The sequence below is a fragment of the Caballeronia insecticola genome (genome assembly GCF_000402035.1).
Taxonomy (GTDB): Bacteria; Pseudomonadota; Gammaproteobacteria; order Burkholderiales; family Burkholderiaceae; genus Caballeronia; species Caballeronia insecticola.
Map to the genome: position 1 here is coordinate 25,875 of NC_021289.1, position 13,394 is coordinate 39,268.

15 protein-coding genes are annotated in these 13,394 nt (G+C 65.1%); 9 read left to right on the forward strand and 6 right to left on the reverse strand.

The genetic code is table 11. From position 1 onward, the window contains the following. Positions 1-233: 233 nt before the first annotated feature. The 4 genes from BRPE64_RS24815 to BRPE64_RS24825 all read left to right on the forward strand — a co-directional run bounded on the left by BRPE64_RS24815 (position 234) and on the right by BRPE64_RS24825 (position 3,567). Positions 234-1,031 carry an enoyl-CoA hydratase/isomerase family protein gene (locus BRPE64_RS24815; RefSeq protein ID WP_016347672.1) on the forward strand — a complete coding sequence of 266 codons (798 nt, stop codon included), beginning with the start codon at positions 234-236 and terminating at the stop codon, positions 1,029-1,031. Positions 1,032-1,048: 17 nt separating this feature from the next. Then, on the forward strand, positions 1,049-1,717 hold the full coding sequence (locus BRPE64_RS24820; protein ID WP_044043218.1) for a glutathione S-transferase family protein: 669 nt from the start codon (positions 1,049-1,051) through the stop codon (positions 1,715-1,717). Between the two features lie 130 nt (positions 1,718-1,847). Continuing rightward, a complete protein-coding gene (locus BRPE64_RS33055) occupies positions 1,848-2,030 on the forward strand; it encodes a hypothetical protein (protein WP_144063538.1) in 183 nt (60 codons plus the stop codon). A 406-nt stretch (positions 2,031-2,436) separates the two neighbouring features. Then, positions 2,437-3,567 carry a PDDEXK nuclease domain-containing protein gene (locus tag BRPE64_RS24825; RefSeq protein WP_016347675.1) on the forward strand — a complete coding sequence of 377 codons (1,131 nt, stop codon included), beginning with the start codon at positions 2,437-2,439 and terminating at the stop codon, positions 3,565-3,567. 195 nt (positions 3,568-3,762) lie between these two features. On the opposite strand, the gene BRPE64_RS24830 is transcribed toward BRPE64_RS24825, so the two are convergent. From BRPE64_RS24830 to BRPE64_RS24840, 3 genes are all read right to left on the reverse strand, one after another. Further along, positions 3,763-4,080, reverse strand: coding sequence for a c-type cytochrome (locus BRPE64_RS24830; RefSeq protein ID WP_016347676.1), 318 nt, complete (start codon positions 4,078-4,080; stop codon positions 3,763-3,765). After that, entirely contained in the window at positions 4,077-5,345 is a 1,269-nt protein-coding gene (locus BRPE64_RS24835) for a PQQ-dependent sugar dehydrogenase (protein WP_016347677.1), read from the reverse strand. The genes BRPE64_RS24830 and BRPE64_RS24835 overlap by 4 nt, the downstream gene beginning before the upstream one ends. A 209-nt stretch (positions 5,346-5,554) precedes the next feature. Next, positions 5,555-6,286 (reverse strand): hypothetical protein, encoded by a 732-nt coding sequence (locus BRPE64_RS24840; protein WP_016347678.1) that lies wholly within the window; start codon positions 6,284-6,286, stop codon positions 5,555-5,557. A gap of 201 nt (positions 6,287-6,487) precedes the next feature. Between BRPE64_RS24840 and BRPE64_RS24845 the strand changes: the two genes are divergently transcribed. After that, on the forward strand, positions 6,488-6,973 hold the full coding sequence (locus tag BRPE64_RS24845) for an outer membrane lipoprotein (protein WP_016347679.1): 486 nt from the start codon (positions 6,488-6,490) through the stop codon (positions 6,971-6,973). A gap of 104 nt (positions 6,974-7,077) precedes the next feature. On the opposite strand, the gene BRPE64_RS24850 is transcribed toward BRPE64_RS24845, so the two are convergent. Continuing rightward, positions 7,078-7,479, reverse strand: a complete 402-nt coding sequence (locus BRPE64_RS24850) for a glyoxalase/bleomycin resistance/dioxygenase family protein (RefSeq protein ID WP_016347680.1) — start codon at positions 7,477-7,479, stop codon at positions 7,078-7,080. A gap of 15 nt (positions 7,480-7,494) precedes the next feature. Next, positions 7,495-7,662, reverse strand: a complete 168-nt coding sequence (locus tag BRPE64_RS33320) for a hypothetical protein (protein ID WP_016347681.1) — start codon at positions 7,660-7,662, stop codon at positions 7,495-7,497. Between the two features lie 116 nt (positions 7,663-7,778). Between BRPE64_RS33320 and BRPE64_RS24855 the strand changes: the two genes are divergently transcribed. Together BRPE64_RS24855 and BRPE64_RS24860 are read left to right on the forward strand one after the other, a co-directional pair. Then, complete coding sequence (locus BRPE64_RS24855; RefSeq protein ID WP_016347682.1) at positions 7,779-9,044, forward strand: polysaccharide pyruvyl transferase family protein; 1,266 nt, start codon at positions 7,779-7,781, stop codon at positions 9,042-9,044. 49 nt (positions 9,045-9,093) lie between these two features. Then, complete coding sequence (locus BRPE64_RS24860; protein WP_016347683.1) at positions 9,094-9,591, forward strand: L,D-transpeptidase; 498 nt, start codon at positions 9,094-9,096, stop codon at positions 9,589-9,591. A 28-nt stretch (positions 9,592-9,619) separates the two neighbouring features. Here the strand turns inward: BRPE64_RS24860 and BRPE64_RS24865 are convergent, their stop codons facing one another. Continuing rightward, positions 9,620-10,492 (reverse strand): LysR substrate-binding domain-containing protein, encoded by an 873-nt coding sequence (locus tag BRPE64_RS24865; RefSeq protein ID WP_016347684.1) that lies wholly within the window; start codon positions 10,490-10,492, stop codon positions 9,620-9,622. A 105-nt stretch (positions 10,493-10,597) separates the two neighbouring features. On the opposite strand from BRPE64_RS24865, the gene BRPE64_RS24870 reads away from it, so the two are divergent. After that, positions 10,598-12,160, forward strand: a complete 1,563-nt coding sequence (locus BRPE64_RS24870; RefSeq protein ID WP_232519320.1) for an MFS transporter — start codon at positions 10,598-10,600, stop codon at positions 12,158-12,160. Positions 12,161-12,357: 197 nt separating this feature from the next. Beyond that, positions 12,358-13,389 (forward strand): TRAP transporter substrate-binding protein, encoded by a 1,032-nt coding sequence (locus tag BRPE64_RS24875; protein ID WP_016347686.1) that lies wholly within the window; start codon positions 12,358-12,360, stop codon positions 13,387-13,389. Positions 13,390-13,394 lie beyond the last annotated feature (5 nt).

Here is a 13,394-nt window from a genome sequence, read left to right on the forward strand (position 1 = left end):
TCGGCGAGCACCGTAATATATACGACTATATTACGTCCGCGCATGTTGGCTTCGTGACATGACGGGTATCGGTTTCATCGCATGATTGACATGCGCGCAAATGTTCGCGTTTTTGTGAGTCGCACTCAAACAATCGAGTTGACGTTTATCACGATTTTCGTGGACACTGATCGAACAACAAACGCCACCAGAATCGGAAAATTGAGCCATGCTCAATTAAGGGAGACGAAAGCATGACCGATGCAGCGAATCTGCAACGCCTGAAGCTCGGCATCGAAGGACATGTGGCGCGCGTGACGCTCGATCGCCCGGACGTGCGCAACGCCTTCGACGACGCGACCATCGTCGAGCTAACCGCCGCCTTCCGCGCACTCGACGACGACGCGAACGTGCGCGTCATCGTGCTCGCCGCGAGCGGTCCGGCCTTTTGCGCGGGCGCCGACCTCAACTGGATGAAACGCATGGCAGGCTATTCGGAAGCGGAGAACCGCGCCGATGCGCTCGGCCTGGCGACCATGCTCAACACCGTCTATACATGCTCGAAACCGGTGATCGCGCGCGTTCAGGGCGATGCGTACGCGGGCGGCATGGGACTCGTCGCCGTGTGCGACATCGCGGTCGCGGCGGACAGCGCGCACTTCTGTCTCTCGGAAGCGAAGCTCGGCCTGATGCCCGCGACCATCGCGCCTTACGTGATCCGCGCAATGGGCGCGCGCGCGGCGCATCGCTACTTCGTGACGGCAGAGCGTTTCGATGCCGCCGAAGCGTTGCGTCTGGGCTTCGTGCACGAGGCCGTCGCCGCCGATCAACTCGATGCATGCGTCGATACGATCGCCGCGAGCATCGCCGCGAACAGTCCGAACGGCGTGCGCGAGTGCAAGCGGCTTGTTGCGGATTTCGCGGGCAAGGCGATCGACGAAGCGTTGATCGGCGAGACCGCCGAGCGCATCGCGCGGATCCGCGCCTCCGACGAAGGACGCGAGGGCGTGCGCAGCTTCCTGGAGAAGCGCAAGCCTTCGTGGCTCGGCTGAGCGACGGGAGAACGCACTTGATTACGTTGCACCATTGCGTGAGCGCGCGGTCGTTCAGGCCGCTGTGGGCGCTGGAAGAGATCGGCGTGCCGTACGAACTGAAGATGCTGCCGTTCCCGCCGCGCGCGCTCGCCCGCGCGTTCAAGGACGTGAATCCGCTCGGCACGATTCCGGCGTTCGCAGACGACGCGCTCTTCATGACCGAATCGGCGGCGATCTGCCAGTATCTGGCGGCGCGCTACTCGCCGGGCGCGCTCGATGTCGCGCCGCACGAGGCCGACTTCGGGCGCTATCTCAACTTCCTGCATTTCGGCGAGGCGACGCTCACGTTTCCGCAGACGCTCGTTCTGCGCTACACGCATCTGGAGCCGCCGGAGCGCCGGCAGCCGCAGATCGTCGAGGATTACGCGCGCTGGTTCCACGCGCGGCTGCGCACGCTCGCGCCGCTGCTGGAAGCGCAGCCGTATCTGTGCGCGGGGCGTTTTACGGCGGCGGATATTTCCGTCGGCTATGCGCTGATGCTCGCTGAACTCATCGGCGAGAGCGAACGCTTTGCGCCGCCGATCGCGCAATATTGGCACCGCCTGCGCGAACGTGAAGGCTTTCTCCGCGCGATGCAGGCGCAGGAGAACGCGGCGCGCGCCCAGAACGTGTCGACGGTTCCGTCGCCGCAACTTCGCCCGTAGTTCGCCTTACCCCTCTTCGAGTCCCCTCGTCCGTGGGGCTGTGCGAAGCGTCGCACGGCCCTACTCTTCACATCACGCGCTGACGTTCACGCGCGCCGATTCAGAAAGAGTTCACTTGACGAGGTTGGCGATGGCTGTCTTTTCCTGGTTACTGTCGATGATCGTTGCGCTGGCCGCAACGGCTACGATCGCGATGGCGTTGCCGCGCTCCGCCGCCGACGAACTGAGCGCCGCCGCGCCGCAGTCGATTTTCAGCGTGGAGCTGAACCGCATCGACGCAATGGTCGCGTCGTGTCTGCCCAGCGCCGACTGAGCGTGGCACGCAGTCCGGCAGCGCGAACGGGGCGCTTTGCAGGGCGGCGGGGTTAAGCGGTTTCGAATCAAGGCGTTGCAACGAAACCTGAAACGATATCCACAGGCTTGTGCACGGAAAGTGTGGATAAGCCGGAGCCGCGAGCATCGGCAAGAAATACCAGACCCTCGCACAGTCGCGATGGGGAGACCAGTGACACACAAATCATCGAGGCCGACGAGCCTGGGAACAGAAACCCCAAGCCTTGCGCGAGGGGCGTGCGAGAAGACCAACACACATCGATAAAGTCGAACTTCCGTGCGGACGCAACGCTCGACGGGGAAGCGGAGAAGCGCAGTAGTGAATTCCGCTATATTCGAGCGCTTGAGCGGCACGACCAGCCGTGCCGCACGGAAAGGATCGACGAATGACGAAGCGCGCAATGGCCGCGAACAACGGCTACGACGAATTCCGCTCGGGCATCGTGGAGGTGCTCGAGAGCGCGCGGCGCGCCGCCGCACGGAACGTCAACGCGATCATGACGGCGTCGTACTGGGAAATCGGGCGGCGGATCGTGGAATCGGAGCAGGGCGGAGCGCATCGGGCGGGCTACGGGGAGACGCTCATCGCGCGGCTGGCCGCCGATCTCACGACGCGTTTCGGCCGGGGTTTTGGCCGTGCGAACCTCGCCAACATGCGCGCGTTCTATCAGCAATGGCCGCCGGAGCGGATTTTCCAGACGCCGTCTGGAAATTCGCCGACGACCGCGCCAATGCTCCAGACGGCGTCTGGAGAATCTGCGCTCGCCGCGCTGGCCGGACGCTTCGCGCTGCCGTGGTCGGCGTACGTGCGCCTGCTCTCCGTAAAAAGCGACGCGGCCCGCGCCTTCTACGAGAGCGAAGCGTTGCGCGAAGGCTGGTCGGTGCGTCAGCTCGATCGCCAGGTGAACAGCCAGCTTTACGAGCGGCTCGCGCTGTCGCGCAACAAGGCGGCGCTGCTGGAAAAGGCGGCGGCGCGCGAACCGGACGACGCCATCACGCCCGAGCAAGCGATCAAGGACCCGTTCGTCCTCGAATTTCTCGACATCCGCGATGAATATTCCGAGTCGGATCTGGAGGAGGCGCTGATCCAGCGTCTTGCCGATTTCCTGCTTGAACTCGGCGACGACTTCGCGTTCGTCGGACGGCAGCGGCGGCTGCGCATCGACGACACGTGGTTTCGCGTCGATCTGCTGTTTTTCCACCGGCGGCTGAAGTGCCTCGTGGTCGTCGATCTGAAAGTTGGACGCTTCAGCTACGCCGATGCCGGGCAGATGCATCTCTACCTGAACTACGCGCGCGAACACTGGATGAAGCCGGGCGAAAACCCGCCGGTCGGACTGATTCTGTGCGCGGGCAAGGGCAGCGCCGAGGCGCGCTACGCGCTCGACAATTTGCCGAACAAGATTCTCGCCGCGGAATATCAGACGGTGCTGCCGGACGAACGGCTGATCGCGGAGGAACTGGAACGGTCGCGCGAGGCGCTCGATGCGCGGCGCGGGGATGCGGACCAGCACTAAAGCCACCGCTCAGATCGCCGCAAACGCAGGCGAAAAAAAAGCCCGCTACAGTTGAGCGGGCTTGAATCCATATCGGTTGAGACATGGAGGAGACAAGGATTAGTATAAACCCTTAGGATAATCCGTCAACCCCTAAAATTAAAAAAATCGCAATCGGGACTGTACCGCAGCAAATTCGCAACACATCGGCCGATGTCACTGCTTGCCGAGGCTGTGGTAATACGCAGCCAGATTGGCGACATCCGCATCCGACAAGGTTTTCGCCATCATCGACATCATCTCGTTCTTGCGCTCGCCCGAGCGGAAGTCGTTCAGCGCCTTCACGAGATATTCCTCCGTCTGGCCGGCGAGATTAGGCGCTTCGGGCAGTTTCGACATGCCGTCGATGCCGTGACAGGCCGCGCACGCCGTCGCCTTTGCGCGCCCGGCCTTGATGTCGCCGGCGGCGGACGACGTGCCCGACACCGCCGCCAGCGCACCCGCCAGCAGCAACGCCGTCAGCGCGAACCTCATTTCGACCCCGTGTACGAGATGCGATAGATCGCGCCCGCGTAGTCGTCGGAGACGAGCAGCGAGCCGTCCTGCAGCGTCTGCACGTCGACCGGGCGGCCCATGTACTCGCCGCTCGGCGTGAGCCAGCCTTCCGCGAAGACTTCGGCCTCGCCCGCCGTGCCGTCGTCCTTGATCGGGATGTACATGATCCGCGCGCCGATCGGCTTCGTGCGGTTCCACGAGCCGTGCTCCGCATCGAAGATGCCGCCCTGATATTTCTGCGGGAACATCTTGCCGTTGTAGAACGACATGCCGAGATCGGCGGCGTGCGCGGCGAACTCGACCTGCGGGAACACCACGCCCGCCGGCGGATTCTGGTCCTTGTAATCGACCGTGCGCACCTTGCCGCCGCCGTACCACGGGAAGCCGAAGTTTTCGCCGGCTTTGGTCGCGTGATTCAGCTCGCCGGGCGGGACGTCGTCGCCCATGCCGTCGACCTGGTTATCCGTGAACCACAGCGTCTTGTCCTTCGGATTGAAATCGAGGCCGACCGAATTGCGCACGCCGTGCGCATAGACTTCGCGGTTCTTGCCGTCCTGATCCATGCGCACGATGCCGGCGAGGCCGTTGCGGTCGAGATCGGCGAGTTTGTCCTTCGGCGGCACGTTCCACGGCTGGCCGAGCGCGATATACAGCTTCTTGTCCGGGCCGATGCGGCATGCGCGCGCGCCGTGGTTGAAGCTCTCGAACTGCGTCGGGATCAGCTTGCCCTGCGGCACGACGACCGCCGCGGCCACGTCCGGCCCGCCTTCGCCGAAGAATTGCGCAGCCGGAAAAGCCAGCACGCGATTCTGCTCGACCACGTAGAGCACGCCGTCGGGCGAGAAGCAGACGCCGTTCGGCACCTTGAACGGCACCGACGACGCAAACTGCACGACATCGCTCGCCATGCGCTGCTTGGTGCGATCGGTCACCTGCCACACGCGATTTTTACGCGTACCGACGAACACGACGCCCGTCGACGGCTCGATCGCCATGTGCCGCGCCTCCGGCACCACTGCATACAGCTCGATCTTGAAGCCCGGCGGCAGCTTGATCTGCTCGAGATTCTTGCGCAGCGCGTCGGCGGTCTGGCCAGCCTGGGGAATGGTTTCCGCCGGCGTGGTGTTGCCGGTCTGACGGAAGTTCGAGAGCGTGTTGACGTTGTCCTGCGCCGCGTTCGCATACGGCAGGCAGGCGAACATCGCGCCGACGGCGAGCGGCAAGAGCTTGAGCGTTACGGTCATCTGGTTGTCTCCTGTTGTACGGCTTTTTGGAAGTGCACTGAACAACAAGCCTGATTCCATCGACACGCGCGGCCTCAAAAGCAAGCGGACGCAATCGCGACGACGCTGCCTGCAGTGAAAACAATCTTAGGATAGAAATCGCTTTCGTAAGCAGTGGTGTAAGCAGCGAACGGGAAGTTCTCCCGTCGCTTGCCGTTTTGCTTCGAAATCTATTTCCGGCCGTCGAAGAGAAACACGTTCGTGCGGTCCGGGCTCGGCAGCGCAACCATGAGGCGCGCGCCGTCGAGCACGGCATTGCCGGTCACGGTCGCATCGGGAAGCGGGCAGGGCGCGGGGCCGAACGTCACGGAGACGTCGTAGGCGTTGGTGCCTTCGTGCGGCGCCGTGCGGCCCTTGAAGATGCAGCCGGAAGTGGTCGTGCCGGCGAGATAGCCGTCGCCGGCGACCGTGATGCGCATTGGCGTCGCGCCGCCGAGCGACATGCCGCGTCCGCTGTACAGGCCGCCCACGTTGGCGCGGCTCGGCGCGACATCGAGCATCGGCAGCGCGGTTGCGGTGAAGGCGAGGCCGGCGCTGCCGTCCTGCGTTGCAACGGTGCCATCGACGGCGGGCGCATGCGCGAAATCCGCACTGAAGACGGCAGGCGACGCAGCCGTCTTGCCCAGCCGATAGTCGAACGCCGACGTGCTGGTGAAGCGTCCGTCGCTCGTTTGCGCGCCGTTGGCTGCCACCGCGACGCCCGCGAGATCCGCGCCGCCCGTGCCTCCGTAGAAGAGATACGCGGTGCCGTCGAACAGCATGAGGAGCGTGGCGTAGGCGTTGCTGCCCTTGAGCGTGCCTTTGTAGACGCCGCCGGAAGGAAGCGTCGTCGTGACGGTGCCGGGCGGCGGCGGAGTGTTGGAGCCGCCCGTCGAACAGGCGGTCAGGGCGACTGCGCACATTACGAGAACCGCGTTTCTTGTCATTCAAGACTCCGGTCGCGAGCGGTGAGAGTTCTGTATAAGCGCTTCAATCATGCAGGTCAAGCGCGCCACGCATCCTCATTCAAGGCTCATTCGGCCTCTTTACGATGTTTTCCATGGCAACGCGGTCCCGTGATTCGAGGACCGACCGGACAACATCGCGAAACTGAGGAGCGAATCATGAACAAGTCGACCATCGCAGTCTGCGCACTGGCCGTCGCCTGCACGGTGGGCATGAGCGGATGTGCATCCATGGGCGGGATGGGCAGTTCCGCCGACGTCTACAACGACCTCCAGACGCAGCACGAACAGACCGTGCGCATGGCGACCGTCGAAAGCGTGCGCCCCGTGACGATCGACGCCAACGACGGCCAGCCGAGCCCGTTCGGCGCAATCGGCGGCGGCCTGCTGGGCGCGGTGGCGGGCAGCGCGATCGGGCGCGGACATGGATCGCTGCTCTCGGGCGTGATCGGCGGCATTGCGGGTGCGGTGGCGGGCAACGAAGTCGAAGGCCGCATGGATCGTCAGAAGGGACTGGAAATCACCGTGCGCCTCGATAACGGCGATCTGCGCGCGATCACCCAGAGCGCCGACGGCCAGTGGTTCTATGCGGGACAGCGCGTGCGGTTGCTGTCGAGCGGCGGGATCACGCGCGTGACGGCTTGAACGCAGCGCCACAAAGAGACGCCCCGCGTGGTTGAATCCGCGCGGGGCGTTTTTTTGAGCCGACGGAAATCGTGGCATGCGAGCCGCGATAGAAGAATAAAACCTCAATCCTTCCGATAAATCGACGCCTGCGTGCCGCTCTGCGTACGCCCCCAAATCTGCTCGTCGGTGAGCGAAGTCTCGATCAGTTCGACGGGCGCTTCGCCATCTTGAATCACCGCGACGCGAAATCCGTCGATGGGTTCGTACGGGCCGAGCAGCACCTTCTTGCCTTCGATCGCCTTCGCCAGATCGCTCACCTTGAACGCGGCGTGCGGCACCGTGCGCATCAGTTCGGGCAGCGGGCTGCCTGCCTCGAAACGGTGATACTGCACGTGCAGCAGCGCGCACTCGGCGTCGCTCGTGTACATGCGGAATTGCGGGCTGTAACGCTCGCCTTCGCGCGTTTCATGCGTCGGAATACCCATGTGATGAAACGCATAGGTGACGCCTTCTCGTTGGAACATGACCGTGTCTTCCGTTCAGTACGCGCCTGCCATCGGCAGAAGCAGATAGGGGAGCAAATCTTCGTAGCGCATCGGCTCGGAAGAATCGCGCGTATCGGGCGTTGCACTTTCGGGCGGCGTTTCGCGATGCGCATCGTCTGCAAGCAGCGAAGCCGCCGCGACGGCTGCCGGTTCGATCTTCATGCTTCCCTCCTCTCGTACGACGCTCGTACCGCGTGTGACGGAAGTCTGATCGGCGAGAATTAGACGATCGTGAGAGGAGCGGCACGGAACGGATCGAGTTGAAAAGGAGGCGCACGATGTTCGAAGAGCAATCCGGCGATATGGCCGACGCCAGCGCGTCCACGAAGCTGCCGCTCATCATCTTCGGCGCGTTCGACCGTCACAATTTCGGCGACATGCTGTTCGCCCATGTGGTCGCGCGTCTTTTGGCGGACCGTTGCGCCGGACGCGCGCCCGTGTTCGCCGGCTGCGCGCGGCGCGACCTGCGCGCGCAAGGCGGTCACGAAACGGCGGCGCTTGCGCGACTGGCGGCACGCTGGCGCGACGAACCCGTGACGCTGATTCACGCCGGCGGCGAACTCTTGACTTGCGATGCCTGGCAAGCCGCTGTCATGCTGACGAATCCCGACGAAGCGCAGTCGCGCATCGCACGCCACGGCTCGCGCGTGGAAGATCGCCGCGCGTGGGCGAGGTCGGTGCTCGCAACGGACGCGCTCGCGCCGTACGTGATCGGGCGCGAGACGTTTCCGCACGCGCGGTCGATCTGCTTCAATGCAATCGGCGGCGCGGGTCTCGATACCGTCGATACCATCGATGCAATCGATGCACCCATGCGCACCGAAGTGCTCGCGAAACTGCGCACCGGCGACGCCATCACCTCGCGCGATGCCCAAACGCAAGCCGCATTGCGCGCGGCCGGAATCGATGCGCCTCTCGTTCCCGATCCCGCATCGATGATCGCCGCGCTCTTCGGCGAGCGCATCGCGGCGCACGCGAACGCAGGCGCGGTCGCCGAGATGCGGCGCGCATTTCCTCGCGGCTATATCGCCGTGCAATTCAGCGCCGATTTCGGCGACGACGCGACGCTCGCGGACCTCGCCCGTCAACTGGATTTGCTCGGCGCCGCGAGCGGACGCGGCATCGCGCTGTTTCGCGCGGGCGCGGCGCCGTGGCACGACGATATCGCCGTCTACGAACGCATGGCGCGGCGCATGCATCACGCCGACGTGAGGATTTTCCCGTCGCTGAACGTGTGGGATATCTGCGCGTTGATCGCGCAGAGTGCGGGTTTCGCGGGCAGCAGTCTGCACGGGCGGATCGTCGCGATGGCGTATGCGTTGCCGCGCATCAACTTTCGGCACGCGGATTCCCGCAAACAGCAAGCGTATACATCGACGTGGGAAGGCGCGGACACGCCGGGCGTCGTGCCGATCGAACAATTGCACGATGCGATGCTCGGCGCCATGCAAGCCGATCGCGACGCGCTGCGTCATCAGGCGGCGATGCTTGCGCAACGTCATGAAGCGGGATTCGACGTCATCGCCGAACTGGCCGGCCTGTGAGCCGGATGCTATCGTCCGCGCTGAACGAACTCACGTCGGGCTCTCTACGATGAACACTCTTCCGCCACCCGTCATCGATATCAGTATCCGCACGCAAACGCTCACGCTCACGCTGCCCGGCGGACGCTCGCGGACATTTCCCGTTTCCACCGCGCTGAACGGCCCGGGAAGCGCGGCGGGCAGCGGCTGCACGCCGCTCGGGCTTCATCGCGTGCGCCTGAAAATCGGCGGCGGCGCACCGGCGGGCGCGGTCTTCGTCGGGCGGCGCGCAACCGGCGAAATTCATCGCGCCGATGCGTCCGCGCGCGAGCCGGAGCGCGACTGGATTCTGTCGCGCATTCTCTGGCTGCAGGGCATGGAGCCGGGACGCAATCGCGGCGGCAACGTGGACACGCTGCGGCGCTTCGTCTATATCCACGGCACGGCGGCGGAGGCGGATATTGGCACCGCGTGCTCGCACGGCTGCATCCGCATGAATAACGCCGATGTGATCGAACTGTTCGATCTCGTGCCGCCGGGCTGCGCGGTGCGGATTCATCGCGAATGAAGATGCGAGAAACGTGCAAGCCGCGCCGCTACGCTTCGCCGACGAATCCCAGATAAGCCCGCACCGCCGCCGCCCGTTCGAAGCGCCGATACATCATCGCCACTTCGGACGGCACCGCTTTCCCCGCAATCTCCCGATACTCGACGCCCGGCACCGTCACGCATTGCGCGAGCGAGCGCGGCACGATGGCGACGTCGCCGCCCAGCGACACATGCGCGAGCACTTCGGCGAGCGTCCCCGGCTGCGCGACGATGCGTGCCGTGAAGCGCCCGCGCCGCGCCACTTCGAGCGTGCCGGATTCCTGCTCGGGCACGACGAACGACTGATCGCGCAACTGCGCGGGTGCGATTGCCGCCGACGAAGCCAGCGGCGAATCGGCGGGCAGCGCGACGATGAACGCATCGCGATGCACGGTGCGCGCCTCGACGCCTTCCGGATGAGGCACGGGCGGCCGCACATACGCGACGTCGATGCGTCCTTCCATCAACAGCGCGCCCGCCTCGCGCATGACGATTTCCCCTATATCGATTTCGACGAGCGGATAACGCGCCCGGAAGCCGCGCACGGCCGCCTGCAGCACGCCCGCATACACCGCCGACCCGACATACCCGACGACGATCCGCCCCGCTTCGCCGCGCTCGGCGAGCGCCGCCCGCTCGGCGCCGCGCGCAAGATGTTCGAGCGCGCTCGCGGCTTCGGCGAGATAGGCTTCGCCCGCCGCCGTCAGCGCCACTGAACGCTTCGTGCGATGAAACAGCCGCACGCCGAGCAGCCGTTCGGCTTCCTGAATCTGCCGGGTGAGCGCGGGCGGCGCGATGCCGAGTTCTTCCGCGGCCCGCGTGAAGTGCAGATGCCGCGCGACGCTCAGAAAAGAGCGGACGTGACGCAGTTCGACGGACATATCGTTATTGATGGATTCGCTAATTATTCAGCGATTCTATGTCAATGACACGCAACACAGATGTCTTTAGCATCGATGTTCCGAATCGCGTCTCGTCCATTCGCCATGTCAAACCACGCTCCGTCCGCCCGTTTCGTGCTGCTCACGGCCTCCGCGACCTGCGCGCTGATCACGCTCGACACCAATGTCGTCGCGGTGGCGCTGCCGTCGATTGCGCGCGATTTCCACGCCGGTTTCGCCGATGTCGAATGGGTCGTCAGCGCCTATATGGTCGCGTTCGCCGCCTGTCTGCTGCCGGCCGGCGCGCTCGCCGACCGCATCGGCCGCAAGAAGATGCTCATCGCGGGGCTCGCCGTGTTCCTGCTCGCGTCGCTCGGTTGCGGACTCGCGCCGTCGGCGCTGGCGTTGAATGTCGCGCGGGCGGCGAAGGGCGTCGGCGCGGCGATGTTGCTGACGTCGGCGCTGGCGATCATCGCCAACACATTCCACGAAGGCGCGGCGCGCGCCCGCGCGTGGGCCGTGTGGGGCACATGCATGGGCGTCTCGACGACCATCGCGCCGCTCGTCGGCGGCGTCATCACGCAATGGGCGGGCTGGCGCTGGATCTTTCTGATGAACCTGCCGATCTGCGCGGTGCTTGCCGTGTGCGCGTGGCGCGGCATGCGCGATTCGCGCAATCCGCACGCAGGCGCGCTCGATCTCGCCGGCAGCGCGCTGTTCGCCGCCGCGCTCGCGCTCGGTATCTGGGCGCTGATCGACGCGCAAAGCGACGGCTGGGCGAACTGGCGCACCGAAGCGCGCCTCGCCGCGTGCGCGGTGCTGTTCGCCGTGTTCGTGCGCGTGCAGCGCAGCCGGACGCACGCGATGATCGACCTCGCGCTGTTTCGCCAGCCGCGTTTCGTCGCCGCCGTCCTCGCGATGTTCGGCTACGCCGCCTGCGCCCAGGTCATGATGACCTTCCTGCCGCTCTATTTGCAGAACGCGTTCGGCCTGCCGGCGGTGCGCGCGGGCATCGGCATGTTGCCGTTTGCGATTGCGATGGTCGTCGGTCCCCGCATCGGCGCATCGCTCGGCAGGCGCGTGCCGCCGATGGCGCTGCTGACGCTCGGCCTCGCGACCATCGGCGTGGGCAACCTGATGACGGCGCTTTTCGCGGGCATGTCGAGCTATGCGCTGATCGCGCTCGGGATGATCGTCACCGGACTCGGGGCGGGCGTGCTCAACGGCGACACGCAAAAGGCGATCATGGCGTGCGTGCCGACGCATCGCACCGGCATGGCTTCCGGCATCAGCACGACGACGCGCTTCACCGCGATCGTCACTTCCGTGGGCGTGCTGGGCGCAGTCCTCGCGAGCCGCACGCACGCTGCACTCGACGCGCACGCGGGCACGCTCGCCGATCCGAAATCCGTTCTCGATGCGAGCTTCCTTTCGCGTCTGCTCGCGGGCGATCTCGCCCACGCGGGCGAAAGCCTGAACGGCGCGGCGGGTGCGGCAATTGTGCGGCTCGCGCGCGAGAGTTTTGCGAGCGGCTTTGCCGCCGCGCTCGGCGTGGCGGGCGTGTGCGCGCTGACGGTTGCGGCGGCGGTGTGGCTGCTCGCGGGACGCACGCAGAGCGACGACGCCTCGGATTCGACACCCGAAGCGGGCTCGGCGCTGGCTGAATAGCGCGACGCGATGATCGTCTCCCATCCCACCACGAACACCCTCAACTAAATCGATACAGCGGGAAAATACCTATGTGTCGATCTCGCTGACGTGTTTACTGTATCGATACACTAAATCGATACAGTCGCGACGAAAGCATCGCGAACTCATCACGCACTCGTCCGCGCTCGCGGCATCCAGCATCCAGGAGACACACCATGCAATCGATTTCCCGGCGACGCTTCATCCAGACGGCCTCGGCGGCGTCGCTCGCGGCGGTGGGCGGCACATTGCCGACGCTCGCCCGCGCGCAGCCCGTGGTCACGCTGCGCCTTTCGTCGTCGATGCCGGCCAACGAAAACGCCGCGCATTACGTCTGGTATCAGAATCTCGCGGCGAATCTGAAGTCGAGCGTAGGCGATCAGATCCGCATCGACTATTTCCCGAACAGCCAGCTTGGCAAGGAAAGCGATGTCGTGCAGCAGGTGAAGGTCGGCGCGGTCGACATGATGGTGACCGGCTCGTCGATCTGGGCGACCGTGCTGCCCGAACTCGGCATGCTGGACCTGGGCTATGTGTTCGACGGCTTCGATCACGTCGGCCGCGCGATGGACGGCACCGTCGGCAAGTCGTTCGACGATCTGCTGCAAAAGCGCGCCGGCTGCTCGGTCGTGACGTGGGGCTATTCCTTCGGCGGGCGCAACGTCTTCACGAAGAAGCCCGCGCATTCGCTCGCGGATATCAAGGGCGTCAAGCTGCGCGTGCTGCCGACGCCCGCGTTCATGGAAACCTTCCGGCTGATGGGCGCGGTGCCGACGCCCATTCCGATCGGCGAGTTGTACATGGCGGCGCAGACCGGCGTCGTCGACGGCTTCGAGCACGATTGCGCGACCGTGCTCGCGAGCAAGTACGACGAGGTCGTGAAATCGTGCTGGCAGACCAATCACGTGTTCAGTCCGCTCGTCGTCGTGATGGGGCGGCGCGCGCTCGCGAAGATTCCGGAGAATCTGCGCCCGGCGTTCCAGAAAGCCGCGCAGGACGCGACCGTCAAGCAGCGCGCCGTCGCGATCCAGACCGCCGCGAGCGCCGAGCAGGAGCTGAAGAAGCGCGGCATGACCTTCTTCCCGATGTCGCAGGCCGACCGCGACACCACGCGCCGCGAAATGCAATCGCAGTTGTATGCGAGCTTCGCGAAGCAGTATCCGGCGACCGCGCCGCTCTTCACGGCGATCGCCGCCGCACGAGGCTGAGACGC